Raw genomic sequence first — 22,759 nt, forward strand, 5'->3', positions numbered from 1 at the left:
TCGAGCGATGAAGGTGCTGTCCATCCAGTCTGCGGTCGCCTACGGCCATGTCGGCAACTCGGCCGCCGTCTTTCCGCTGCAGCGCATCGGCGTCGAGGTTCTGCCGGTGTACACCGTGACCTTCTCGAACCACACTGGCTACGGCGCGTGGCGCGGCCCCCTGATCAGCCCGGACGATGTTCGGGAGGTCATCACCGGCATCGAGGAGCGCGGGGTGTTCCCGCAGATCGACGTGATCCTCTCGGGCTACCAGGGCTCGGAAGGCATCGCCGACGTCATCCTCGACGCGGTCGCGCGCATTAAGGCGGCGAACCCGGCCGCGATCTATGCCTGCGATCCCGTGATGGGCAATGCGAAGAGCGGGTGCTTCGTCGCTCCGGCCATCCCGGTTCTGCTGCGCGAGCGCGTCGTCCCCGCCGCCGACATCATCACCCCCAATCAGTTCGAGCTCGGCTATCTCACCGGCACCGAGCCCGACACGCTCGAATCGACACTGCATTCGGTCGATCTCGCCCGCGCGATGGGCCCGCGCACCGTGCTGGTCACGAGCGTCGAGCGACCGGACCGCGACGAGGGAACGCTCGAGATGCTCGCGGTCGACAACGACGGGGCCTGGATTGTCAGCACACCACAGCTGCCCATGAAGGCGAACGGTTCAGGCGACGTCACGGCGGCGCTGTTCACCGCCCACTATCGGCGCTCGGGCGACGCCGCCGACGCTCTGGCGCGCGCGGCCTCAAGCGTCTTCGACCTGCTGCAAAACACGCTCGACTCCGGTGAGCGCGAACTTCAGCTCGTGGAGTCGCAGGAGGCGTACGCGCACCCGCGCATGCAGTTCGCGGTGCGGCAGGTTCGCTAGGCCGTCGGCCACGCCGCGGCAAGTTCGTCGCGCACCTCGCCCAGCAGGCGCGGCACGGCCTTCGTGCGCGCGACGATCGGGAAGAAGTTCGCGTCCTGGGCCCAGCGCGGAACGATGTGCTGGTGCAGGTGTCCGGCGATTCCCGCGCCCGCGACCGCGCCCTGATTCATGCCGATGTTGAAGCCGTCGCACCGGCTCGTCTCGCGCAGCACCCGCATCGCCGTCTGGGTGAGTGAGGCGATCTCTGCCGTCTCCTCCGCCGTCGCCTCGTCGTAGGTGGCCACGTGCCGGTACGGGCACACCAGGAGGTGGCCACTGTTATACGGGTACAGGTTGAGCAGCACATAGGCGTGCACTCCGCGTGCGACGACAAGGCCGGTCGCATCGTCGAGGCCGGGTGCTCGGCAGAACGGACAGCCCGAGCGCTCCCCCGAACGGTCCTCGTCATCGATGTAGACCATGCGGTGCGGCGTCCACAGCCGTTGGAAGGCGTCGGGAACGCCGGCGAAGTCGTCTGCCGCCTCGTGCATCCGCGTCTACAACTCCTGCGAGCGAGACGCGATCGCTCCCGTGACGCGGGCGATCGCCTCATCGACGGGCACACCGTTCAGCTGCGTGCCGTCTCGGAAGCGGAAGCTGACCGCGCCACTGGCCCGGTCATCCTCGCCCGCGATGAGCAGGTACGGCACCTTGTGCGTCGTGTGCGTGCGGATCTTCTTCTGCATGCGGTCGTCGGAGTGATCGACGTGCGCGCGCACGCCCTCCGCCCGCAGACGCCCGATGACGTCCTCGAGGTACTCGCCGTACTGCTCGGCAACCGGGATGCCCACCACCTGCTCCGGGGCAAGCCACGCGGGGAAGGACCCGGCGTAGTGCTCGACCAGGATGGCGAAGAAGCGCTCGATCGAGCCGAACAGGGCCCGGTGAATCATGATCGGCCGCTGCTTCGTGCCGTCGGATGCGGTGTACGTCAGGTCGAAACGCTCGGGCAGGTTGAAGTCGAGCTGGATGGTCGACATCTGCCAGGTACGCCCGATCGCGTCGCGCGCCTGCACCGAGATCTTCGGCCCGTAGAAAGCGGCGCCGCCCGGGTCGGGGACGAGCTCGAGGCCTGACTCTTCGGCGACCTCCTGAAGGGTCTGCGTCGCCGTCTCCCAGAGCTCGGGCGAGCCGACGAACTTCTCGCTCTCGGGGTCGCGGGTCGACAGCTCGAGATAGAAGTCGTCGAGGCCGTAGTCGCGCAGAAGGCCGAGGACGAAGTTCAGGGTGCCCGTCAGCTCGCTCTTCACGAGTTCGGGAGTCGTGTAGATGTGGGCGTCGTCCTGCGTCATGCCGCGCACGCGGGTGAGCCCCTGCAGCGTGCCCGACTTCTCGTAGCGGTACACGCTGCCGAACTCGAACATGCGCAAGGGCAGCTCGCGATACGAGCGACCGCGCGAGCGGAAGATCAGGTTGTGGAAGGGGCAGTTCATGGGCTTCAGGTAGTAGTCCTGGCCCTGGCGGGTGACATGGCCCGTCTCGTCGCGCTCCTCGTCGAGGTGCATGGGCGGGAACATGCCGTCGGCGTACCACTGCAGGTGGCCGCTCGTCATAAACAAGTTCGACTTGGTGATGTGCGGCGAGTAGACGAACTCGTAGCCGGCCTCCGTGTGCCGCTGCCGCGAGTAGTTCTCCATCACCTGGCGGATAATGCCGCCCTTCGGGTGGAACACCGCAAGCCCCGAGCCGATCTCGTCGGGGAAGCTGAACAGGTCGAGTTCGGTGCCGAGGCGACGGTGGTCGCGCTTCTGCGCCTCCTCCAGCCGGTGCTGGTAGGCGCGCAGCTCATCCTTCGAGGGCCAGGCGGTGCCGTAGATGCGCTGCAGCTGCGGGTTCTTCTCGCTGCCGCGCCAGTAGGCGGCGGCGACGCGCATCAGCGCCCAGCCGTTGCCGATCATGCGAGTGTTCGGGAGGTGCGGACCGCGGCACAGGTCTTTCCAGTGCACCTCGCCCGTCTTCGGGTCGACATTGTCGTAGATGGTCAGCTCGCTGCCGCCCACCTCAACGCTTTCGCCGTCGCTCCCCTCGGCAGCCGCGCCCTTCAGCCCGATGAGTTCGAGCTTGTACGGCTCGTCGGCGAGCTCGATGCGCGCCTCCTCCTCCGTGACGACGCGGCGCACAAAACGCTGGCCGGAGCGGATGATGCGCTCCATCGCCTTCGACAGCGCCGACAGGTCATCGCTCGAGAACGCGGCGGGCACGTCGAAGTCGTAGTAGAAGCCGTCGGTGACGGGCGGTCCGATGCCGAGTCGGGCATCCGGATTGATTTGCTGCACCGCCTGGGCGAGAACGTGCGCGGCGGAGTGGCGCAGGATGTTCAGGCCGTCGGGCGAGGAGATCGTCACCGGCTCGATGCGGGTACCGGCCGGCACGCGACGGGCCAGGTCGAGCAGTTCGCCGTCGACGCGCATGGCGACGACACTGCGGTCACGGAACAGCCCGAAACCGTCTGTTTCCTCCGTCGTCTCCACCGGCTCGACAGCAACGGCGGGGGCGGGGGCGTCAGTCACCGGGAGACCTTTCGACGGCGGGGCACGGGCCCGTCCATGCTACCGGCGGCGCGTGGTGTCGCCGTCGCCTCAGGAGCCGTCGTCGTGCGGCATGTTCAGCTCGTCCTCGTCGACCTCGACGTCGCCGACGTCGTCGGGGCCGCCAGTTCCGGGCAGGACGGTCGCCCGCTCGGCCGCCTCGGGGTCAGCGTGGGTGCGTTGGCCATCCTGTTTCGCCTCCGTCTCACGGTCACTGGCCGGGCTGTAGGAGGTGTCCTTTTCCGTCTGGCGCTTGTCGCTCAGTCCACTGTCGTCAGTCATCCGACCACGGTAGGTGGCGCCGGCGCGGTGGCGTCCGGATGGTCAGGCAATACGAATGATCGTGACGGCGCGAGATCGGGTCGCACGCAGCGTGCACGCACCGTACACAGGAACGCAAAAAGCCCCAGCTGACCGGGGCTTTTCGTGGTGGGCGATACTGGGATCGAACCAGTGACCTCTTCCGTGTCAGGGAAGCGCGCTACCGCTGCGCCAATCGCCCGCTGTTTTTGAGCCCTGCGGGGGCCGGTTGGTAGCTGTGAGGTGGCGACGGGATTCGAACCCGTGTATACGGCTTTGCAGGCCGCTGCCTCGCCTCTCGGCCACGCCACCGTGGGTGACCCCCCAACTACCGAGAGGTGTCACTCGAGCGGATGACGAGATTCGAACTCGCGACCCTCACCTTGGCAAGGTGATGCGCTACCACTGCGCCACATCCGCGTGCCCCGTGGTCTCCCGCAGGGCGTGAGATGACTCTAGCGAATCCAGCCGCGATGCGCCAAACCGATGCCGCCGGGCGTGTCCGCGCGCGACAAAGGAGCGCACGGAGTTGTGGCAAGATGGAGGCCGCGGGCGATTGGCGCAGTTGGTAGCGCGCTTCCTTCACACGGAAGAGGTCATCAGTTCGAGTCTGGTATCGCCCACCACTCAGAGCCCTTTATCCGCCTAGATTGCGGCCTTCACAGGCACGCCGTGCAGATCAACAACATCGGCGTGTGAGGACAAATCGGCGGATTGTGTGGACAGCATGTCGCCGACGATGCGTTCGGCAGCTGCCGCCCACGTGCGCTGCGCGTCGACGCTTCGGTGCGTGTAGACGGCTTCGGTGAGGTCGCTCGCCGAGCTGTGCCCGACGCGCTGCTTCGTGATCTGCTGGGGCGTCCCCACCAGGTCAAGGTGCGTAACGTGAAGGTGGCGGAATCCGTGCATCGTCATCAGCGGCAAACCCGCTCGACGTTCCACCACCTTCAGCCGCTTCGTCGGGTACTTCGGATCGATCGGCGTGCCGAGCTCGGTCGCGAATACGAGCCCGAGATCGCTCCACGCGCTCCCCGCCCGAAGTCGCTGCCGGTTCTGAAGCGCTCGCTGACGGGTGAGGACGTTCAGCGCGAGCGGCCCGAGCACGACCTGCCGACGAGCGGCCTTCGTCTTGCCCTTGCCGAACGACAGCTGACCGCGCACCGACTCGACGGTCTGGCTCATGGTGAGCACGTCGCCGTCGATGTCCTCCCAGCGCACGCCGACGACTTCGCCGACACGCATGCCAGTCCAGAGCGCGATCTCGGCGATGTGACGCAGCTGGGGCGAGTTCTCCCCCAGCAGCGGCATCAATGCGGCGACCTGTTCCGAGCTGAGAAGCACTTTGTCGGCACGTTCGATCGCCGGGAGCCGCAAGCGAGTTGCAGGACTGCCGTTCGTGAGCTCGTCGTCGTCAGCAGCCGCGAGACACCCAGTGAGCACCTTCTTGATCTCTTCGAGCGCCGACGTGCCATGTGACGTCGCCGCATCGTCAATGAAGTCTTGAAGGTTCCGACGTCGCAGCTCGCTGAGCGGGATGCTCGCGACCGCGTGCGTCAGGATCGGCTTCGCATAGGTCTGCTCTTTCGCGATCGTTGCTGCCGACAGCGGCTTGTGCCACGAGCTGCTGCGCCGCTCCAAGTACTTCGGCAGGTAGCTGCCGAGCGTTTCGCGGGTCGGGATCAGACGCTGCCCGTCGAGCTTCGCCCGAACGTAGGGCTTCGCCCACGCTTCAGCTTCAGCCTTCGACGCGAAGCCGCCCTTGCGGATGCGCTGTCGCTCTGTCGTCGTCGTGGCGGGCACGTTCACGAACACCTGCCAGGTGCCGTGTCGGGGGTTCTTCAGCTTCGGGCACTTGGCACCGTACTGCTTGCCGTCCGGCGCGCGGCAGGCGCACCTTCGCCCGTATCTTGCTTCGCTCATCGTTCCTCTTTCTCTGCGTCGACCACCTGAGTCGACGAAGGCTGTGGTGGGTCAGTCCGCAACGACGTGACGTCGGAAGTCCGCCCAGTGTTCGCCGAGATCGGCGTCGAGTTCTTCTGCCTCTTCCACTGCTGCCGCACGCTCATCGACGGGGAGCGCGTTCAGGTGGGCGCGCGCGCCTTCGAGCGCGTCACGCAGCTGAAGCTCTGCGTCGGCGAGCTCTCGCCTCTTTCGCTCGACGAGCTCGGTCGCCTCAGCACCACGACGCATCTGACTGTCGAACTTCATGCGGTCGCGCTCAGCGTCGGGCATAAGCCACTCCATAACGGAGCCCTGAAAGACGCGGACGTACGCGACGAACTCGTCAACCACGATTCGTCGACGAGGGTTGCCCTTCTCGACGCGCTGGATCGCGCTCGGCTGCACGACGTAGCCAGCGTGGTCGCGCATCTGCGCGGCCAGCTTCTCGTAGCTCCATCCGCGCGCCTGTCGCTCGTGGGCGATTCGATCCGCGATTGCATCTTCAGCGGCGCGCAGCCGATCAGCAGTGACTCTGGGCACGGTATATTCTCTCTCTTTGCGTGTTTACCATGCCCCAAGTGTATCAATGCGATACGCTGTGTCTATCGCGACATCCGGTGGAGCCGTTGAGCGAGTCCTTTCGACTCACGGCTCAGGAGGCCCCCGCATGTCCGCACCGCTCGACGAGCTCCGCGCTCGCCCCACTCTCACTGTCACCGAAGCGGCCCAGCTGCTCGGCATCGGACGAAACACCGCCTACAGCGCCGTCCAACGCGGCGACTTGCCCTCGCTGCGCATCGGCGGACGCGTACTGATCCCCACAGCTCGCCTGCTCGCCCTGCTCGAAGGGGGCGACCGGTGAACACCTACCCCCTACGTATCCGGCTGAGCGCTCGCGCGGAGACATACATCTCGATGCTCGTCGACGACCTCATCGTCGGGAACGTTGAGCTCTATCAGCTGCCGACACCGCTCGCCGACCTCTACAACCTCGGCCACCATCAGGGCGTCGCATCAATCCAGCCGCTGCTCGATCAGGCTCGCTGGGACGCCGACCGGTACTACGCCGAGATGTGCCGCCGACGCCCCGTCCCCTACCCGGACGGCCCGTCGTTCGCGACCCTTCAGCAGCGCCGCCGAGACATGTACGAGCTGCGTGCCGAAGAGATGCAGCAGGCGAAGGGGCGCGCATGACGACCGCGTTCACACCCCACCTGTACGTCGATCTCGGCGCACTCGATTCCACCGAAGGCCCACAGCCGACGATCGGCATGAGAACCGACGATCAGCGTCTGCTGTACCCGCGCGCCGTGAACGTCCTGTTCGGCCCGCCAGAGTCAGGGAAGACCCTCGCCGCCTCCTGCATCGCCGCCGACACACTCTACGAAGGGGGCTCCGTCCTCGTCGTCGACATCGACCACAACGGCCCCCACGCAACCCGTCAACGCCTGCGGAGCTTCGGCATCACCATCGACATGCTCAGCGACCCCGCACGGTTCCGCTACGCCGAGCCCGATGCGCCCGACGAGCTCGCGCAGATCATCGCCGAAGCCGGAGGGTGGCGGCCCAGCCTTGTGTTGCTCGACTCCATCGGCGAGCTCATGCCGATGTACGGCGGCAACTCGAACGACGCCGACGACTTCACCCGCGTCAACCGGGTCACGCTCGCCGCGTTCGCCCAGACCGGTGCAGCCGTCCTCGCGATCGACCACGAAGCGAAGAGCGCCAGCTCACGCGACTACGGCTCGTCAGGCACAGCCGCGAAGAAACGCGCCGTCGACGGCATCATGCTGCGCGTCAAAGTCACCCAACCCTTCACGCCCGGACACGGCGGCAGATCGACACTCAGCATCGTCAAAGACCGCCACGGAGCTCTGCGCCGCGCATCACCGATCGGCGACAGCGAACCCGTCGCCGCGAACTTCCAACTCATCGCCCACGGCGACGCGCTCGACTGGAAGTTCTGGACACCAGACGGGGGCGGCACCGACGCTCGCACAACAGCCGACGTCGAATCGCTCCGAGCCCTGTTCCCCGCCCCGACCGGGATTCGCGACGTCAAAGCACGAATGACGTGGGGAACAGCACGAGCTCAATCCGCCTGGAACGCATACAAACAGCGCGTTCTCCGTTCCCCAGGAACGCAGAAGAACGAGGAACCAGCGAGCGTTCCCCGTTCCTCTCCCCTTATAGGGGAGGAACAGGAACACGCCGACCCCCAAACCCCCACGGAGACACCATGACCACCACGACAAAGCTCGCGAGAGAGCTCGCAGACACGCTCACCACCACAGAGCAAGCACTCGCCCTCAACGACCTACTCTTCGAGCTCGAAGGGCTGAAGCTCATCAACCGAGAAGTCACAATCGGCGTCATCAGCGCGGCAAGCGTGTCTGTCCGCACGTTCTCGGCCACAGAGCGCGCATCCAGTCCTCACGTTGTCCTCACTGGCGCGGAATCACTGGGATCGAAGGGGCAAGAGTTCCACGCCCCGGAAGAGGGCACGCGCGCAGTACCGCGTGACCCTCGCAGCCCCAGCGGTCGCCGCTCGAAGCTGCTCCCCGCCTACCGTGCCGCCCTTCAGCTCGTCGCTGAGCGGGCACCTGAGGCAGCTGAACCGATCCGCCTGTACGTGATCACGCTGCGCGACGAGTGCGCGCGAGCTCGCGTCAGAGCGCGCGATCTACGCGCCCAACTCGAAGGCGGTGCGTCATGAGCGAGGGTCGCTGCAAGGTCTGCACGCACGCTCAGCGTGGGCTGATCGATCAGGACATCGCGGGCGGGATGAACAACAGCCAGACGGCTGAGAAGTGGGGGCTGTCCCGCGACAGTGTGCGCCGTCATCGGATCGCCCACCTGTCGCCCGCGCTGAAGGGCGTGCTGACGCGCCGCGAGTCGGCTGGTGCGGTGCGGGCTCTGGATCGGCTCGAAGACTTGCACGTGAAGGCGTCGGCGATTCTCGATGCGGCGATGGAGGACGGTAAGCCGTCGCTGTCGTTGGCGGCGATCCGTGAGCTGAAGGGGCTGACTGAGTTGCTGGCACGCATCACGGGCGAGCTGGATGAGCGCCCGCAGGTGCAGGTGCTGAATGTGGTGAGTGATCCGGCGTGGGTTGAGGCTCGCACGCGCCTGCTCGCCGCTCTGCGTCCGTACCCTGAGGCGGCTCAGGCTGCTGCTCTCGCTTTGGGGGTGGCTGATGAGTGAGCTCGTCGACGATCTGGTGGCGGCACTGGATCCTGTGCGCTTCGCTGCGGGGTTGGGGTTTACTGCTGAGCCGTGGCAGTCGACCTTGCTGCGTTCTCGGTCTAGGCGCGTCCTGGTGACGTGTGCGCGGCAGGTGGGCAAGACGCAGACGACGAGCCTGAAGGCTCTACACCTGGCGGTGTATACGCCGGGGGCGCTCGTGCTGATCATCAGCCCGTCTCAGCGGCAGTCGGACGAGATGCTGCTCCGGGTGAAGGCGCTTTACCGGGGGTTGGGGCGGGCGAAGCCGTCGAAGGATTCAGGTAGCGAGCTGGTTCTGGAGAACGGGTCGCGGATCGTGTCTCTGCCGGGGACTGAGGGCACGTCTCGCGGGTTCTCGGCTGCGCAGCTGATCGTGCTCGATGAAGCGTCGCGGGTCGACGATGACATTTTCGCGTCGGTGCTGCCGATGGTCGCAAGCGATGGGGCGATTTGGGCTCTGTCGACACCGTGGGGTCGCCGGGGCTGGTTCTTCGAGCTCCACGACGACGAACGCGCCGGGTGGGAGCGCCACAAGGTGACTGTGTACGAGTCGGGCCAGTACGACGCTGAGCGGATCGCGGAGATGCGCGCGACGGTCGGGAGCTTCGCGTTCGCGTCTGACTACTTGTGCGAGTTCGGCGACACCGATTCCCAGTTGTTCGGCACGGAGCTTGTGCGTGCGGCGTTCTCGCCCGCCGTCGAACCTTTGGAGCTTCCATGACGTCATTCACTGTTGGGCTCGATCTGGGGCAGGGGCTGGATTATTCGGCGCTCGCCGTGGTGGAGCGGGTGCTTGTGCTCCCCGCAGGGGCGACTCTGGGCGACTTTCATCGACGCCCGCAGGCGTTCCCCGAGCTGGTGGAGCAGCTGCGCGTCAGGCACTTGCGTAGGTGGGAGCTCGGCACCCCGTACCCGTCGATCGTGGCGGACGTTGTGGGGATGATGCGCGCCCCGCAGATGGACGACGCGCTGCTGCTGATCGACGGCACAGGCGTCGGGAGGGCGGTGCGTGACATGTTCCGCGACGAGTGGCATGCGGGTGCGTTCGGCGTGTGGATGCCGATCGCCGTGACGGTCACTGGAGGGCAGCACCGTCACGGCTGGCATGTCCCGAAGTCCGATCTGATGGCGGCGATTCAGGTGCCGCTCCAGCAGGGTCGGCTGAAGATCGCGCCCAGGCTGGCGCTCGGCGACGTTCTGGAGCGGGAACTCGTCGGGTTCCGGCAGAAGATCAGCGCCAGCGGGCGCGACACGTACGACATTCCACGGCGTGACGGGGAGGGGCACGGCGACCTGGCGACAGCGCTCGCCCTGGCTCTGTTTCAGCCGAACACGTATCGGCGACCCGATGTCGTCGAGAACGCCGAGCAGATAGGGAGGGCTTCGGAATGAGTGAGCAGGACACGGTGAAGGATGACGAGCTGGAGCGGCTGTCACCGGCTGAGCTGGCGCGGATGGTGCGCGATAAGCGGAAGTCGGAGGCGACGTACCGCACCCGACTGAGGGACGTGGAGGCTGAGCTGGAGCGCGTGCGGGAGACGGTAACGGGCTGGCAAGGGTCGGAGCTGGCGAAGCTCGCCGCCGCCGCTGGCGTGGCCGACACTGCCCTGTCGGATGTGCCGACGCATGTGCCATTGGAGGCTGTCGTCGGCGACGACGGCCTACTCGACACGGCGAAGGTTGAGACGGCATTGGACGCGCTGAGGGCTGAGCGTCCGCACCTGTTCCAGCAGCCGCACGTTCCGGCGACGACGGGCGCACCGAACTTCGACGGGGCGGGCGAGTCGAAGGCGGCGACGTCGTGGGCTGACGTGATCTAACACTGGGGCGCATGGCACAAACCCTGGTACAATATGGGTAGGCCATGCGCCCCTGAACGCCTCCCTGCGGGGCAGTCATCCACGATCACTGACTGCCGCTATTGGAGGCGTTTCGCATGTTCACCACCACCACGTCCGATGTGAAGAGCATCACCCCGGATCAGATCACCCAGCTGATCACCCTGCCAGTGCAGGCGGCATCTGTCGCCGCTCAGGTGTCGACCCTCATGGAGACGAGTGCGACGCGCACGCAACTCCCGATGATCACCGCCGACCCGTCCGCCGCGTGGGTCGCTGAGGGCGACGAGATCGGCCCGTCCGACCCGACCGTCGACGACATCATCGTCACCCCGTCGAAGGTTGCAGGGTTGACGATCATCACGAACGAGCTCGCCGCTGACTCGTCCCCGGCAGCGATCGGCATCGTCGGCGACGGTTTGTCGCGTGACATTGCCCGGAAGATCGACGCCGCATTCTTCGGCTCGAAGGGTGCGAGCCTGATCCAGCCCGCGGGACTGGAAGACCTGACCGGCGTCACCGACGTCGACGCGGGCGCAGCGTGGGCGAACCTTGACCCGTTCGCTGAAGCGATCGCAAACGCTGAAGGGCTCGGCCTGACGGTCGACAGCTTCGTCGCGAACCCTGCCGACGCGCTGCTGCTCGCGCAGCTGAAGGAAACGACCGGTTCGAACAAGCCGCTGCTCGGCTCCGACCCGTCGTCGCCGACGCGCCGCACCCTTCAGGGCGTCGAGCTGCGCACGTCCCCTGCGGTCACTGCGGGAACCGTGTGGGGCATTCCCCGCGTGCGCGCGGTGATGGTGCGCCGTCAGCTCGTCGAGCTCGCTGTCGACCGGTCGGCGTACTTCACGTCGGATCGGACGGCGATTCGGGCGACGATGCGGGTCGGGTTCGGGTTCCCCCACCCGGTCGCGATCCAGAAGATCTCACTCGCCGCAGATTAGAACCCCAGCGGCTCAGTTTAGTGTTCGCCTTCGTCTTTGGATCGCGGGTGCGTGCTCACTTGAACCGCTGGGTCACCGACCTTCACAACTGATTCTGCTGCGTCGATCTCTCGTTCCGCGAATGAACCGTCAGTCCTTAGCGTCTCCACTACTGTCTTCGACGGCTCGTAATCGAACCCGCTGACAGCGGCGAGCATATTGAACCCCTTCGATGGAGTGGTCAAAGTTCGGAAAGTCCGTGCGACAGCGAGCTGCGGGTAGACCTGCACAACCTTCACCTGGGTCTTGGGCCATTCGATCGAATCGATGATGATTCCTGGTCTATCTGGATCGGGAATTTCGAGCCCGCCCGGATAGAGAATGTTGAATTGCATCCCAATCTGAACGCCGTGCTCATCCCCGACAGTGAGCACCACTTCACGCTCATTCAGGATTGACGCTACTTTGCCCTCGATCCGGCTCACATCGTCTCCTCTTCTTGGTCTTGCTTCTGAACTTCCTCCGCCAGCCCCGCGATCACGTCAGGGTGGAACAATTCCCAGTCACGCGCCGCCAACGCGATCCCTTCCTCGATGTACGCCAGATCGACACTGAGCTGACCGGTCGAAGCCTTCAACGCTGATCCGGATTGGTCGGCGAATGCTCGACCTGCCCGGAGTCGCGCTCTCTTCGCTTGCATATTGAGTAGCACTAGGCGCGAAACCGCGGCCTTCGCGTGCGCGGGGTCGGCTCGTCCGGATTTGTCGAACATCATCGCGCCACCGAATTGGAGGCCACCCGCGACGAGCACGAGAATAGCGGCCACCGTCACAGCCCAAGCTTCGCCGGTCGGAAGAAAAGCCAGCGCCACCGTCAACGCGAATGCGCCACCAATCAGCCAGCCTCCGATCTTGCGTGGCGATCGTGCTTTCCGCTCGGGTGAATGGTCTGTCACCCCCTCATATTGCCGGACGGTGTGGACCATATGTGGACAGGATCGCAGGGATGATGCGTTTCTAGTCGGGACACGACGTCACCGACACCAGCAGAAACCCCCGACTTTCCGGGGATTCTAGGCACTGCCGGGACTCTGAGTGATGGGCGTGACGTCCTTCACACGGAAGAGGTCATCAGTTCGAGTCTGGTATCGCCCACCACGTTCTTTCTCTCCTCTCCGCTTTTGCGATGGGTGCGCCATAGCCGTGCCACCACGCCGGTGTCCACCCCCTTGTCGTCGCGGCCGTTACGCGCTGAAGTGGCGCTGTCACACGGGAAGGACGACCAGCATGTCTGAGCACCACGACCACCATCACGCCACAGACCCTGTCGCCGATGACATCGAATCGCGCAACCCCGATTCGGGCGACATCGTCGCGGGCGAGCAGGTACTCGACGAGGGCAAGGTTGCTCCCGACCAGGACGCGGGGCCCTCTCGGCCCCACAACACGCGGCCCGACGAACCCGCGGAGGGTGCCGACGACGATCGCGAGGACTCCGCCTAGCCGCGGGGTCGCTCGGTCTGTCGACGCCTCGACGGAATTCCCAGCGCGCACACGGCGCCCACGACGACACCGCTGATGGCGACCAGTGCGACGGCCGCGACCTGAGCACCCGCTTGGCCGAGCGAACCGGTCGCGGCGAAACCGATTCCTTCGGCGAGCAGCGCCATGACCACGCCGCCGGCGCTCAGCCCGGCGAGAACGCCCACAGCGGTGCCGCGCACGGGCCGTCGAGCCCCGCGCAGCGCTCCCCCGACGACGCCGGCTGCGACGCCCACCGCGACCACTGCGACGGGCACCAGAGCCACAGCCGCGAGGGCGACGGCGGCGGAGCCGACCACGGAGCCCGCGACAGCATCGGCGGGGTGCGCGCTGCGTCCGGCGATGCGCACCACGAGCATCCAGCCGGCGGCCCCGACGACCGCGCCCACCACGACCGCACCGAGGATGCTCGCTGTCACGTCATCGACGCGACCTTCGGCGGCGACGACGGACGCTGCCACGGACGCTACGCCGAGCACGCACGCAGCGATGATGCGTCCGACAGCGGTGCGTGCGACGGCGGCCTCGCGCTCGGGACGGACCAGCAGCGCGCCGACAACGACGCCGGCGGGCGCGGCGAGGCGAGGCACGGCGCCCGCCAGGTCGACAGCGCCCAGCGACGATTCCAGCAGGGGCGGCACGGCGACCATCTGCACGACTGCGACGGGTGCAATAACGAGCGCCGCCCCCAGGCCAGCGCAGACGCTTCTCGCCACGGAGCCAACCCGATACGGCAGCAGCAGCGCGATTGCGACTCCCCCGCCGGAGGCCGCGGCCGCGGCGGAGGTGGTTCGCGCGACGTCAAGGGTTCCGGCAAGAGCGAGCGTCGCGATCGCGCCGGCAAGAACGGCGACCACCGCCGCCACGGCGACCGACCGCCGGGCGCGGCCACGGGGATCGCTCACCACCAGGACCGCCGCGACGAGGAGCAGTGCGGCAGCGAGAGATGCGACCGGGGTCACCACGGAGACGGATGACAGAGCACTCACGACGGTCGTCCTCCCTCGGACGGGGGCACACACGACGGCGGGGCGCCCTCCCGTGAGTGAGAGTAGCGCCCCGCCGAAGGGGTGATGCGAAGGGTTACTTGGTCTCGACGAAGTCGTACGCCTCGCCACCGTGGATCACGGTGTCGATGCCGGCGACCTCGTCCTCGTTCTTGACGCGGAAGCCGATCGTCTTCTCGATCGCGAGGCCCAGGATGAAGGCGACGACGAACGAGTAGATCAGCACACCGAAGGCGGCGATCGTCTGAACGATCAGCTGGCCGAAGTCGCCACCGGTGAACAGGCCGGTGTCGATGGCGAAGAAGCCGAGGTACAGCGTTCCGATGAGACCGGCGACCAGGTGGAGGCCGACCACGTCGAGCGAGTCGTCGAAGCCCAGCTTGAACTTCAGCTCGATCGCGAAGGCGCTGACAACACCGGCGAGGACACCGAGCACGAGGGCCCAGCCGGGGGCGAGGTTCGCACAGGCCGGCGTGATCGCGACGAGACCGGCGACGGCACCCGAGGCGGCACCGACGGCCGTCGGCTTGCCATCCTTGAACTTCTCGACGAGCAGCCAGCCGAGGATCGAGGCAGCCGTGGCGCCCAGCGTGTTGACGATGATGAGGCCCACGAGGCCGTTCTGCGCACCGAACGCCTCAGCGCCGGCGTTGAAGCCGAACCAGCCGAACCACAGCAGCGAGGCGCCCAGCAGCACGAGCGGCACGTTGTGGGGATTGTGGGCGCCCTTCTCGAACACGACGCGGCGGCCGAGCACGAGGGCGAGAGCCAGAGCAGCAGCACCGGCATTGATGTGCACGGCGGTACCGCCGGCGTAGTCGATGACCTCGGGCAGGCCCATCAGCTCACCGAGCGAGTACGCCCAGCCGCCACCCCACACCCACGCGGCAACGGGGAAGTACACGAGCGTCGAGAAGAGACCGACGAAGATCATCCACGCGCCGAACTTGGCGCGGTCGGCGATCGCACCCGACACGAGCGCGACGGTGATGATGGCGAAGGTCGCACCAAAGGTGACGCCCACCAGGCCGTCGTTGTCGTCGACCATGCTCGCGAGCGCGAAGTCAGCGAAGGGGTTGCCGGCGAACTGCAGGGGGCTGTCAACAGCCGACATCGAGTAGCCGTACAAGATCCACAGCACGCTCACGAGGCCGAGCGAGCCGAAGCTCATCATCATCATGCTGACGACGCTCTTGGCCTTGACGAGGCCGCCGTAGAAGAACGCGACGCCCGGGGTCATGAGCAGAACGAGGGCGGTGGCCGTTACGGCCCATGCAAGTTCGCCGGTATCCATCAGGTAGTACCTCTCGAGTTCGGAATGCGGGAGAACGTGACCCGCGGGATGACGAGACCCCGCACCCGGCGGGGGTCGCCGCGGTCACAGTGGCCAGTGTCGACGGCCGACGTTTCACGAGAGGTGTCGCTGTGTTTCTCCGGTGTTACGCGGAGCGGCGGCAGGTAAACATCAGATTTCGCGAACCCGCACGGGGTCCGTGCTCCTCATCAGGACTCGCTGACGGGGCCCGGCTCGCGCATCGAGTCGTGGGCGAGCTCGTCCGGCACCGTGATGGGCGCTGGCCGACTGCCGCTCAAGTACCCGGCGCGGGCGAGGGCGAAACTGCCGATCGCGCTGGTCAGCAGCTGCGCGGTGACGGCGATCACGCCCTTCAGCAGGCTCAGCCAGGAAAAGTCGATGACCACGACGCCCACGATCATGAGGGCGACGCCGAGACCAGCTGCCGTACCGATCGCACTCGTGCGGGTGTACAGGTCAGGAAGCTTGACGAGCCCGATCGCGGCGCTCGCGATGATGACGGCGCCCAGGATCAGGAAGGCGCTGCCGATGACGGTGGCGATCATCGCTGCTTCCCCTGCAACAGTCGCGCGAGCGAGAGCACCGACAGGAACCCGAGGATCGCCGCCACGAGGATGATGTCGAGCACCGCGTCGATCGCGAACATCAGGCCAAAGATGGCAACGAAGCCGATAAAGCCGAAGAAGATGAGGTCGCCGGCGACGGCGCGGTCGCCACCGGTCGGACCGACCACGACGCGGACGACGGCGAGCGCGGCCGCGATGGCGAGCAGCGCGATCACGATGATCGCGACGATGTCGGGAATCACGAGGCACTCCTTTCCGTCGCGCCGGGAGGCCGGCGGCGCACGCCGCGCAGCAGACGGCGCTCTGTGTCGAGCAGGCCGGCGCGGAAGCTGTCCGCGTCGCCGGCCACGAACATCCCGTGCACGTACATGGTGCGCGCATCGCGATTGAGCGCGATGACGAGCGTGTCCGGCGTGATCGTGATGAGCGCGACAAGCAGAGTCAGCTCGCTCTCACTGAGGTCGTCAAGTTCGACACGCACGATGCCGGGCTGGGGCGTCCTGCCCGGCGTGAGAATCAGCGCGCTGACCTTCGCGCTCGTCACGACGACCTGCCAAGCGAACCAGGCAACGAAGCCGACGAAGCGCACGGGAAGGCTCCACGGTGAGGTCATCGGCCAATCACCGCCTGCACGTAAGCGCTCGTGTCGATCAGGCCCGCGGCCGCCGTCTCGGAGAGCCCGAGGAGCAGCTCTCCCCCGAGACCCAGCCCGACCGTGATCGCGGCGAGCTGCAAGGCGGGCAGCGCCAGGCGCAACGGGATGCGCGTACCGCGGTGGTCGTGCGGGTCGTCCTCGCTCGGGCTCACGCCCCGCGGCGGATCGTGCCGTTCGATCGCGGCGGCGGCCTCCTCGGCCACCTCCTCGGTGTTGACCGCCTCGTCGTCGAGCAAGCCCTCGCGGGCCCGCACGCGCGCCTCGGCAGCCTGCTCCTCGATGTGGGCGGGACGCTTGCCGTTGAAGACGGCGGCCCAGATCTTCATCATCGACAGCAGGGTGAACAGGCTCACCGCAAGCGCGACGATGCCGACAGCGAGCGCGCCCGCGTCGATCGTGGCGAGAATCAGGCTGAACTTCGCCACGAAACCCGAGAACGGCGGGAGCCCGGCGAGCGAGAGGGCCGCGATACCGAAGGCTGCCGTAATGAGCGGTTCACGCGTGCGCAGCCCGCCCAGATCGTCCAGCCGCCCACTGCCGTAGGTCTGCTCGATCGCGCCGGTCGAGAGAAACAGCGACGCCTTCACGATCATGTGGTGTAGCAGGTAGAAGATTCCCGCCGTGAGCCCTAGCTGGGTGAACAGGCCCACCCCAACGAGGATGTAGCCGATCTGGCTCACCATGTGGAACACCAAGATGGCGCGCATCGTCGGTTCGCCCATTGCTCCGAAGACACCGATGACCATCGTGAGCGAGGTGATGACGAGGGCGACAACGAGCCAGGTGGCGTCACCGTCGAACACCACCGCGTAGATGCGGTAGATCACGTAGATGGCGACCTTCGTGTGCAGGCCAGAGAAGAGGGCGGTGACGGCCGGCGACGTCACCGTGTAGGTGCGCGCAAGCCATCCGTGCACGGGGAACACCGCGGCCTTCACGGCGATCGCGCCGAGACACACGGCTGCCGCGACAGCCGTTGCCGGGTTGTCGACAGCGGCACCCGCGAGCTCGGCGAGGTTCACCGTGCCTTCGACGGCGTAGATCAATCCCACGCCGGCCAAGAAAAGCGTTGAGGCCAGCAGGTTGACCGTGACGTACAGGCGCGAGCCGTTCATGTCGCCGCGGCGGCTCAAGATGACGAGCAGTCCGTACGAGGGCAACAGCATGACCTCGATGAACACGAACAGGTTGAACAGATCGCCCGTCAGCAGGGCACCGGAGACGCCGCCGGACAGGATCAGCACGAGCGAAGTGATCGACGGGCTCTTCGCCTCGCCACTGGCGATCATGTACTGGAAGCACACGACGGCGAGGATCGCCGTCACGGTCAAGACGAGGGCGGCGAAGGCGTCGGCTACAAACGGAATCGCGACCCCACCCGGCCACAACGCGATCTGATGGGCGAGTACCGTGCCGTCGGCGGTGAGGACAACGAGGGTGATCGCACCGCCGAGAAGAGCGAGCAGCGAGACCATACCGAGCACGCTGCGCAGCGCGTGAGCCCTAGGCACCGCGAGGAGTGCGCCGCCGACGAGCAGGGGCGCGCCGACGAACATCGGCATGAGCGCTTCGATCACCGCGGTCACCGGGTCACCCCCTCGTGGTCGTCACCCAGGTCAGCGGGCGTGGCCGAGTCTGGCTCGGTGTCGTCGTCACGCCGCCCGACGACCGCGAAGGTCGCCATGACCACGGTGATCGAGAAGGCGATCACGATCGCGGTCAGCACGAACGCCTGTGGCAGGGCGTCCGCGGCGTTCGACGTGTCACCGCCGAAGAACGGTGCATCACGCCGAGCGACGCCACCGGCCGCAATGATGAGGAGGTTCACGGCGTGCGTGAGCAGCACGAACCCCAGAATGATGCGAATCATGCCGCGCTGCAGCACGAGGTAGACCCCGGCGGCGAGCAGGATTCCGATCGTCAAAGCGAGACTCATGCCGTCACCTCCTCGCGATCGCGGCGGCGCGGCCTGTCGACGATCTCACCGTGGCTGGTGCGAACGCCGCCGAGCTCGTTGAGCAGGGCGATGATGATGGCGACCACGGCGAAGTAGACCCCCAGGTCGAAGATGATGGCGCTCGTGAAGCCGTACTCACCGCCCCACGGCAGAGGGATGTCGGCGCGGATCGGGCGCAGGAACGATCCGACCGCATAGCCCGCGATTCCGGTCACGACGGCGACGACGACCCCCGCCGACAGCAGCCCGCGGTACGGCCAGCGAACGGGCGCGCGCCCGTCGGCGGAGGCGCCCAGGTACGCAAGCGCGAAGCCCGTTCCGCCAACCAGGGCAGAAATGAAGCCGCCCCCGACCTCATAGTGGCCGCGCAGCAGAAGGTAGAGCGACAGCACGATGATGACGGGCGCAGCCCAGCGAGCCACCACGCGGATGGGGAGCGTGTTGTCGGCGCTGCGCAGAAGCGGTGCCGTGGATGCGACGGCGAACGACGGTGCGTACTCGGGCAGCAGGCGACGGGTTCCGAGCACGCCCATCAGCACGATGCCGGCGATAGCGACGACCGTCAGCTCACCGAAGGTGTCGAGCGCGCGGTAGTCAACAAGGATCGTGTTGACGATGTTCGTGCCTCCGGTGTCGACGTACACCTCGTCGAGGAAGTACTGGCCGACGGTCGAGATGTCTCGCCGGCCCGTGAAGGCGAGGGTGGCGAGCGTTGCGGCAACACCGGCGGCGACAGCGATGCTCGCGGTCACGATGGTGCGGGAGCGTGCGACACGGTGGAACCGGTGAGGCAGGCGTCGCAGGATGAGCACGAGCGCGACGACGGTGAGCAGCTCGACGAGCAGCTGCGTCAGGCCGACATCAATCGCGCCGAGAGCGAAGAACCACAGCGCGACCGCGAATCCCGCTCCGCCAACGAGAATCAGCGCGACCAAGCGCGACCGCACCAGCACGGCAGGAACCACCGTGACGATGACGAGTGCGAGCAGCAGGGCGTCCGTCCAGGGCTCACTCGAGTTGATCAGCTCGCCGGCCGTTGGTGCGGCGATGACGGCAACAACGGCAAGGGTTCCGAGGAGGAGCCACGGCGCACCCAGGTGCAGGCCTTGACCATCGGTTCGCGTGACGTCACCGACTCGGGCGCCGAGAGCGATCGAGCCGGTACGCAGCTTCTCGACGACGTCGATGGCCGTGAACGACAGGATGCGGCGCTCGAACAGGCGGTCGAGTCGGCGACGCTGGCTGACGACGACAAGGCCGAGCGCGATGATCGTCAGCGAGAGCACGAGTTCGAGCGTGAATCCGCCGAACAGCGCGAAGGTCGCCGTGTAGGCCTCCCCCGCGGCTGCGCTGCCGGCGGCACCCGTGAGCGGGTGCAGCCACGCGATTCCGGGGCCGAGAACGAGGCCGATGAGAGCCGGAAGCAGCGCGGGGGCGAGGAAGGCGGGTGCTCCCTCGCGAATCTCCTGCGGCATCCGATGGGTGTCGAGAGTCTCGTCGTCGCGCTCCGTGCCGCGGTACGCGGTGAAGCCGCCGAGGATGATGCGCGCCGTGTAGGCAAACGTCGCGGTCGCGCCGATGACGGCGGTCGCCGCGAGGGCGATACCGAGCCACAGCGGGCCGCCGGGCTCGGCGAATTGGCCGAGCAGGTACTCCTTGGAGATGAAGCCGAGCAGGGGGAAGATCCCCGCCATCGACAACCCGGCCAGGACGGTGGTGAGGAAGGTGATCGGCATGCGCCGACGCAGGCCCTGCAGCAGGCGAATGTCGCGGGTACCGGCCTGCTGGTCGATGATGCCCACCACCATGAACAGCGCCGCCTTGAACAGCGCGTGGGCCAGGGTGTAGAGCGCCGCGGTCGTCAACGCGCTCGGGGTGCCGATGCCGATGACCGCGACGATGAAGCCGAGCTGGCTGACCGTCGAGTACGCCATGATCTCTTTCAGATCGAAACGGCGCAGGGCAAACACGGCGCCCATCACGGCGGTGATGAGGCCGGTCGACACGAGGATCGACTGCCACACGACCGTGCCAGCGAGCGCGGGCGAGAACAGCAGGAGCAGGAAGATACCCGCCTTAACCATCGCGGCGGCGTGCAGGTACGCGCTCACCGGGGTGGGGGCGACCATTGCGTCGGGCAGCCACATGTGGAACGGGAACTGCGCCGACTTTGTCATGGCGGCGAGCGCGACGAGCACCGACACCGCCGCGGTGAACCCGAGGTCGGTCTGCCACACATCGCTCGCGAGCGCCTCGCTCAGCACCGTGGTGCCGGTGCGGGCGATCGTCAGCACGACGGCGAACAGCAGCGCTAGCCCGCCCATCGCGGTCACGAGCAGGGTGCGCACGGCCGGGGCGCTCGCGCGGCGACCCGAACGGTTGATGAGGAAGAACGAGCACAGCGTCGTCAGTTCCCAAAACACGAACAGCAGCACGAGGTCGTCGGCGAGAACGAGACCCGTCATCGCGAACGCGAACAGGAGCATCCAGGCGAAGTAGCCGGTGTGACGGTGCACGGCGCGCTCAGATAGGTAGCGGGCGGAGTACGCCATCACGAGCGCCCCCACACCCAGCACGATGATGAGGAACAGCGCCGAGAGGCCGTCCAAGCGCAGCCGCAACGCAATGTCGAGCGTCGGCATCCACGGCACGCTCTCGGTGACGACCGAGCCGGGCGCGAGCACCTCGGGCACGCGGAGGACGACGATGACCGCGAGCACCGCAAGACCGATGGCGGCAACCCAGCCGCCGGCGCGGCCAACCAGCCGGGTCACGAGCATGGTGACCACGACGACGCCGAGTGTCGCGGCGAGAATGGCGACCAGGCTCACGGCTCGTCCGTCCGGGCAGGGCGTGCAGGGGTCATGGGCTCCTCAGGTGCAGGTCGTCGCGGCTTCGCACCGTCGCCTGACGGTGCCGCGGCGCGCACTGAGCGCTCCGCACGCCGACCAGACTTCCCGGCACACCGGAGCCCAGTCTATCGGTCGCGCACACCGCTAGCTTTCAGCATTCCCCCAGAGGAATGCGGGAATTAGCTCCCCGTCATCGACGTCAGCGCGATCATTCGCGACACGGCGCGCAGGTATTTCTTGCGATAGCCGCCGGCCAGCATCTCCTCGCCGAACACGCGGTCGAGCGGCACACCGGTGGCGATGATGCGTACCTGCGCGTCGTAGAGGCGATCGACGAGCGCGACGAGTCGCAGCGCATCCGTCTGGTTCTCAAGGGTGCGAACGCCCGTGACGGCGACAGCGGCGAGCCCGTCGATGAGCCCGACGTACCGGCTCGGGTGAACCGTGGCAAGGTGGCGCAGCACATCGTCGAAAGCGTCGAGCGTGACCGCACCCGACACCGCGTCGATCGTGCGGGCGAGATCGGCCTCGTCGACCGTGACCGCGGTTCCTTCGATGTCGCGCTTGCGGTAGTCGACCCCGTCGATGCGCACGGTGCGGAACCGGTCGGCGAGGGCATGAATCTCGCGCAGGAAGTCTTGTGCGGCGAACCGACCCTCCCCGAGCGCGTGCGGCGGTGTGTTCGAGGTCGCCGCGATGCGCGAGCCACTCGCGACCAGCTCGCCGAGCAACCGCGACATGACCATCGTGTCGCCCGGGTCGTCGAGCTCGAACTCGTCGATCGCGATCAGCTGGGCGCCCCGGAAGTGCTGCACCGCCTCGCGGTAGCCAAGCGCCCCGACAATCGCCGTGTACTCGATGAATGTGCCGAAGTACTTGCGACCGCGGGTGCGGTGCCACAGCGACGCCAAAAGGTGCGTCTTGCCGACCCCGAATCCGCCGTCGAGGTAAATGCCCGGTCGCGTCGGCGCGGCGGCCGGCTTGCGGCGAAAGAGGCCGCCCTTCGCGGCGGGCGCGCCGTCGACGAATTCGCGCACTGCATCCACCGCCTCCTGCTGGCTGGGATGCTCGGGGTCGGGAACGTACGATTCGAGGCTCGCCGCCGCGAACTGGGGCGGCGGCACGAGGTGGCCGATGAGTTCATCGGGCCCCATACCGGGACGGCGGTCGCACAGGCTGAGCGCAGTGGAGAGGGGCACCGGATTCTCGTTAG

General features: G+C 66.9%; 27 protein-coding genes and 4 tRNA genes. 12 read left to right on the plus strand and 19 right to left on the minus strand.

What is annotated here, in order from left to right; translation table 11 throughout:
- Positions 1–7 precede the first annotated feature (7 nt).
- Positions 8–859 (plus strand): pyridoxal kinase PdxY, encoded by an 852-nt coding sequence (gene pdxY, locus ACK4SC_RS01590; protein ID WP_409614191.1) that lies wholly within the window; start codon positions 8–10, stop codon positions 857–859.
- On the opposite strand, the gene ACK4SC_RS01595 is transcribed toward pdxY, so the two are convergent.
- The 6 genes from ACK4SC_RS01595 to ACK4SC_RS01620 form a co-directional block, all read right to left on the minus strand.
- Entirely contained in the window at positions 856–1,389 is a 534-nt protein-coding gene (locus ACK4SC_RS01595; RefSeq protein WP_409614193.1) for an HIT family protein, read from the minus strand. The genes pdxY and ACK4SC_RS01595 overlap by 4 nt on opposite strands.
- Positions 1,390–1,395: 6 nt before the next feature.
- Entirely contained in the window at positions 1,396–3,309 is a 1,914-nt protein-coding gene (thrS, locus tag ACK4SC_RS01600; RefSeq protein ID WP_409614321.1) for a threonine--tRNA ligase, read from the minus strand.
- Between the two features lie 168 nt (positions 3,310–3,477).
- Positions 3,478–3,708, minus strand: coding sequence for a hypothetical protein (locus ACK4SC_RS01605; protein WP_409614194.1), 231 nt, complete (start codon positions 3,706–3,708; stop codon positions 3,478–3,480).
- 145 nt (positions 3,709–3,853) lie between these two features.
- Positions 3,854–3,928 (minus strand) — tRNA-Val (locus ACK4SC_RS01610).
- A gap of 39 nt (positions 3,929–3,967) precedes the next feature.
- Positions 3,968–4,038, minus strand: a tRNA-Cys gene (locus tag ACK4SC_RS01615).
- Between the two features lie 36 nt (positions 4,039–4,074).
- Positions 4,075–4,146, minus strand: a tRNA-Gly gene (locus ACK4SC_RS01620).
- 130 nt (positions 4,147–4,276) lie between these two features.
- Here ACK4SC_RS01620 and ACK4SC_RS01625 point away from each other — a divergent pair.
- Positions 4,277–4,352 (plus strand) — tRNA-Val (locus tag ACK4SC_RS01625).
- Between the two features lie 19 nt (positions 4,353–4,371).
- Here ACK4SC_RS01625 and ACK4SC_RS01630 read toward each other — a convergent pair.
- Positions 4,372–5,646: a tyrosine-type recombinase/integrase gene (locus ACK4SC_RS01630; protein ID WP_409614195.1), complete on the minus strand. Its 1,275-nt coding sequence runs from the start codon at positions 5,644–5,646 to the stop codon at positions 4,372–4,374.
- Positions 5,647–5,697: 51 nt separating this feature from the next.
- Positions 5,698–6,207 carry a hypothetical protein gene (locus tag ACK4SC_RS01635; protein ID WP_409614197.1) on the minus strand — a complete coding sequence of 170 codons (510 nt, stop codon included), beginning with the start codon at positions 6,205–6,207 and terminating at the stop codon, positions 5,698–5,700.
- 127 nt (positions 6,208–6,334) lie between these two features.
- On the opposite strand from ACK4SC_RS01635, the gene ACK4SC_RS01640 reads away from it, so the two are divergent.
- The 9 genes from ACK4SC_RS01640 (at position 6,335) to ACK4SC_RS01680 (ending at position 11,674) form a co-directional block, all read left to right on the plus strand.
- Positions 6,335–6,529 (plus strand): helix-turn-helix domain-containing protein, encoded by a 195-nt coding sequence (locus ACK4SC_RS01640; protein ID WP_409614198.1) that lies wholly within the window; start codon positions 6,335–6,337, stop codon positions 6,527–6,529.
- A complete protein-coding gene (locus tag ACK4SC_RS01645; RefSeq protein WP_409614200.1) occupies positions 6,526–6,861 on the plus strand; it encodes a hypothetical protein in 336 nt (111 codons plus the stop codon). The genes ACK4SC_RS01640 and ACK4SC_RS01645 overlap by 4 nt, the downstream gene beginning before the upstream one ends.
- Entirely contained in the window at positions 6,858–7,910 is a 1,053-nt protein-coding gene (locus ACK4SC_RS01650; protein WP_409614201.1) for an AAA family ATPase, read from the plus strand. The genes ACK4SC_RS01645 and ACK4SC_RS01650 overlap by 4 nt, the downstream gene beginning before the upstream one ends.
- Positions 7,907–8,383 carry a hypothetical protein gene (locus tag ACK4SC_RS01655; RefSeq protein ID WP_409614202.1) on the plus strand — a complete coding sequence of 159 codons (477 nt, stop codon included), beginning with the start codon at positions 7,907–7,909 and terminating at the stop codon, positions 8,381–8,383. The genes ACK4SC_RS01650 and ACK4SC_RS01655 overlap by 4 nt, the downstream gene beginning before the upstream one ends.
- Complete coding sequence (locus tag ACK4SC_RS01660; protein ID WP_409614204.1) at positions 8,380–8,871, plus strand: hypothetical protein; 492 nt, start codon at positions 8,380–8,382, stop codon at positions 8,869–8,871. Before ACK4SC_RS01655 ends, ACK4SC_RS01660 begins: the two co-directional genes overlap by 4 nt.
- Entirely contained in the window at positions 8,864–9,613 is a 750-nt protein-coding gene (locus ACK4SC_RS01665) for a terminase large subunit domain-containing protein (protein WP_409614206.1), read from the plus strand. Before ACK4SC_RS01660 ends, ACK4SC_RS01665 begins: the two co-directional genes overlap by 8 nt.
- A complete protein-coding gene (locus ACK4SC_RS01670; protein WP_409614207.1) occupies positions 9,610–10,284 on the plus strand; it encodes a hypothetical protein in 675 nt (224 codons plus the stop codon). Before ACK4SC_RS01665 ends, ACK4SC_RS01670 begins: the two co-directional genes overlap by 4 nt.
- A complete protein-coding gene (locus ACK4SC_RS01675) occupies positions 10,281–10,712 on the plus strand; it encodes a hypothetical protein (RefSeq protein WP_409614209.1) in 432 nt (143 codons plus the stop codon). Before ACK4SC_RS01670 ends, ACK4SC_RS01675 begins: the two co-directional genes overlap by 4 nt.
- A gap of 116 nt (positions 10,713–10,828) precedes the next feature.
- Entirely contained in the window at positions 10,829–11,674 is an 846-nt protein-coding gene (locus tag ACK4SC_RS01680; protein ID WP_409614210.1) for a phage major capsid protein, read from the plus strand.
- A gap of 17 nt (positions 11,675–11,691) precedes the next feature.
- Here the strand turns inward: ACK4SC_RS01680 and ACK4SC_RS01685 are convergent, their stop codons facing one another.
- Together ACK4SC_RS01685 and ACK4SC_RS01690 are read right to left on the minus strand one after the other, a co-directional pair.
- Positions 11,692–12,138, minus strand: coding sequence for a hypothetical protein (locus ACK4SC_RS01685; RefSeq protein ID WP_409614212.1), 447 nt, complete (start codon positions 12,136–12,138; stop codon positions 11,692–11,694).
- On the minus strand, positions 12,135–12,638 hold the full coding sequence (locus ACK4SC_RS01690) for a hypothetical protein (RefSeq protein WP_409614214.1): 504 nt from the start codon (positions 12,636–12,638) through the stop codon (positions 12,135–12,137). Before ACK4SC_RS01690 ends, ACK4SC_RS01685 begins: the two co-directional genes overlap by 4 nt.
- Before the next feature lie 301 nt (positions 12,639–12,939).
- On the opposite strand from ACK4SC_RS01690, the gene ACK4SC_RS01695 reads away from it, so the two are divergent.
- Entirely contained in the window at positions 12,940–13,155 is a 216-nt protein-coding gene (locus ACK4SC_RS01695) for a hypothetical protein (RefSeq protein ID WP_409614216.1), read from the plus strand.
- Here ACK4SC_RS01695 and ACK4SC_RS01700 read toward each other — a convergent pair.
- From ACK4SC_RS01700 to zapE, 9 genes are all read right to left on the minus strand, one after another.
- Positions 13,152–14,183, minus strand: a complete 1,032-nt coding sequence (locus ACK4SC_RS01700; protein ID WP_409614217.1) for a hypothetical protein — start codon at positions 14,181–14,183, stop codon at positions 13,152–13,154. The two genes, ACK4SC_RS01695 and ACK4SC_RS01700, sit on opposite strands and share 4 nt — an antisense overlap.
- Positions 14,184–14,277: 94 nt before the next feature.
- Complete coding sequence (locus tag ACK4SC_RS01705) at positions 14,278–15,495, minus strand: ammonium transporter (RefSeq protein WP_409614219.1); 1,218 nt, start codon at positions 15,493–15,495, stop codon at positions 14,278–14,280.
- Between the two features lie 209 nt (positions 15,496–15,704).
- Positions 15,705–16,061, minus strand: a complete 357-nt coding sequence (locus tag ACK4SC_RS01710) for a cation:proton antiporter (protein WP_409614221.1) — start codon at positions 16,059–16,061, stop codon at positions 15,705–15,707.
- A complete protein-coding gene (locus ACK4SC_RS01715) occupies positions 16,058–16,324 on the minus strand; it encodes a monovalent cation/H+ antiporter complex subunit F (protein ID WP_409614223.1) in 267 nt (88 codons plus the stop codon). The genes ACK4SC_RS01710 and ACK4SC_RS01715 overlap by 4 nt, the downstream gene beginning before the upstream one ends.
- Complete coding sequence (locus ACK4SC_RS01720; RefSeq protein WP_409614224.1) at positions 16,321–16,695, minus strand: Na+/H+ antiporter subunit E; 375 nt, start codon at positions 16,693–16,695, stop codon at positions 16,321–16,323. The genes ACK4SC_RS01715 and ACK4SC_RS01720 overlap by 4 nt, the downstream gene beginning before the upstream one ends.
- The gene (locus tag ACK4SC_RS01725) at positions 16,692–18,323 is read right to left on the minus strand and encodes a monovalent cation/H+ antiporter subunit D family protein (RefSeq protein WP_409614226.1); all 1,632 of its coding nucleotides are present in this window, start codon (positions 18,321–18,323) and stop codon (positions 16,692–16,694) included. The genes ACK4SC_RS01720 and ACK4SC_RS01725 overlap by 4 nt, the downstream gene beginning before the upstream one ends.
- Positions 18,320–18,673: a sodium:proton antiporter gene (locus ACK4SC_RS01730; RefSeq protein ID WP_409614227.1), complete on the minus strand. Its 354-nt coding sequence runs from the start codon at positions 18,671–18,673 to the stop codon at positions 18,320–18,322. The genes ACK4SC_RS01725 and ACK4SC_RS01730 overlap by 4 nt, the downstream gene beginning before the upstream one ends.
- A complete protein-coding gene (locus ACK4SC_RS01735) occupies positions 18,670–21,525 on the minus strand; it encodes a DUF4040 family protein (RefSeq protein WP_409614229.1) in 2,856 nt (951 codons plus the stop codon). The genes ACK4SC_RS01730 and ACK4SC_RS01735 overlap by 4 nt, the downstream gene beginning before the upstream one ends.
- A 200-nt stretch (positions 21,526–21,725) precedes the next feature.
- Positions 21,726–22,700: a cell division protein ZapE gene (gene zapE / locus ACK4SC_RS01740; protein WP_409614323.1), complete on the minus strand. Its 975-nt coding sequence runs from the start codon at positions 22,698–22,700 to the stop codon at positions 21,726–21,728.
- Positions 22,701–22,759 lie beyond the last annotated feature (59 nt).

The sequence above is a fragment of the Microcella sp. genome, assembly GCF_046293215.1.
In the GTDB taxonomy this organism is placed as follows: Bacteria; Actinomycetota; Actinomycetes; order Actinomycetales; family Microbacteriaceae; genus Microcella.

Bases quoted from the DNA above. Each gene is read 5' to 3' on its own strand.
- ACK4SC_RS01690 (WP_409614214.1), bottom strand. From the start codon at position 12,638: ATGGTCCACACCGTCCGGCAATATGAGGGGGTGACAGACCATTCACCC.
- ACK4SC_RS01695 (WP_409614216.1), top strand. From the start codon at position 12,940: ATGTCTGAGCACCACGACCACCATCACGCCACAGACCCTGTCGCCGAT.
- ACK4SC_RS01655 (WP_409614202.1), top strand. From the start codon at position 7,907: ATGACCACCACGACAAAGCTCGCGAGAGAGCTCGCAGACACGCTCACC.
- ACK4SC_RS01675 (WP_409614209.1), top strand. From the start codon at position 10,281: ATGAGTGAGCAGGACACGGTGAAGGATGACGAGCTGGAGCGGCTGTCA.
- pdxY (WP_409614191.1), top strand. From the start codon at position 8: ATGAAGGTGCTGTCCATCCAGTCTGCGGTCGCCTACGGCCATGTCGGC.
- ACK4SC_RS01710 (WP_409614221.1), bottom strand. From the start codon at position 16,061: ATGATCGCCACCGTCATCGGCAGCGCCTTCCTGATCCTGGGCGCCGTC.
- ACK4SC_RS01595 (WP_409614193.1), bottom strand. From the start codon at position 1,389: ATGCACGAGGCGGCAGACGACTTCGCCGGCGTTCCCGACGCCTTCCAA.
- ACK4SC_RS01720 (WP_409614224.1), bottom strand. From the start codon at position 16,695: ATGACCTCACCGTGGAGCCTTCCCGTGCGCTTCGTCGGCTTCGTTGCC.
- ACK4SC_RS01605 (WP_409614194.1), bottom strand. From the start codon at position 3,708: ATGACTGACGACAGTGGACTGAGCGACAAGCGCCAGACGGAAAAGGAC.
- ACK4SC_RS01640 (WP_409614198.1), top strand. From the start codon at position 6,335: ATGTCCGCACCGCTCGACGAGCTCCGCGCTCGCCCCACTCTCACTGTC.
- ACK4SC_RS01660 (WP_409614204.1), top strand. From the start codon at position 8,380: ATGAGCGAGGGTCGCTGCAAGGTCTGCACGCACGCTCAGCGTGGGCTG.
- zapE (WP_409614323.1), bottom strand. From the start codon at position 22,700: ATGGGGCCCGATGAACTCATCGGCCACCTCGTGCCGCCGCCCCAGTTC.
- ACK4SC_RS01665 (WP_409614206.1), top strand. From the start codon at position 8,864: ATGAGTGAGCTCGTCGACGATCTGGTGGCGGCACTGGATCCTGTGCGC.
- thrS (WP_409614321.1), bottom strand. From the start codon at position 3,309: ATGCGCGTCGACGGCGAACTGCTCGACCTGGCCCGTCGCGTGCCGGCC.
- ACK4SC_RS01650 (WP_409614201.1), top strand. From the start codon at position 6,858: ATGACGACCGCGTTCACACCCCACCTGTACGTCGATCTCGGCGCACTC.
- ACK4SC_RS01630 (WP_409614195.1), bottom strand. From the start codon at position 5,646: ATGAGCGAAGCAAGATACGGGCGAAGGTGCGCCTGCCGCGCGCCGGAC.
- ACK4SC_RS01680 (WP_409614210.1), top strand. From the start codon at position 10,829: ATGTTCACCACCACCACGTCCGATGTGAAGAGCATCACCCCGGATCAG.
- ACK4SC_RS01670 (WP_409614207.1), top strand. From the start codon at position 9,610: ATGACGTCATTCACTGTTGGGCTCGATCTGGGGCAGGGGCTGGATTAT.
- ACK4SC_RS01705 (WP_409614219.1), bottom strand. From the start codon at position 15,495: ATGGATACCGGCGAACTTGCATGGGCCGTAACGGCCACCGCCCTCGTT.
- ACK4SC_RS01730 (WP_409614227.1), bottom strand. From the start codon at position 18,673: ATGAGTCTCGCTTTGACGATCGGAATCCTGCTCGCCGCCGGGGTCTAC.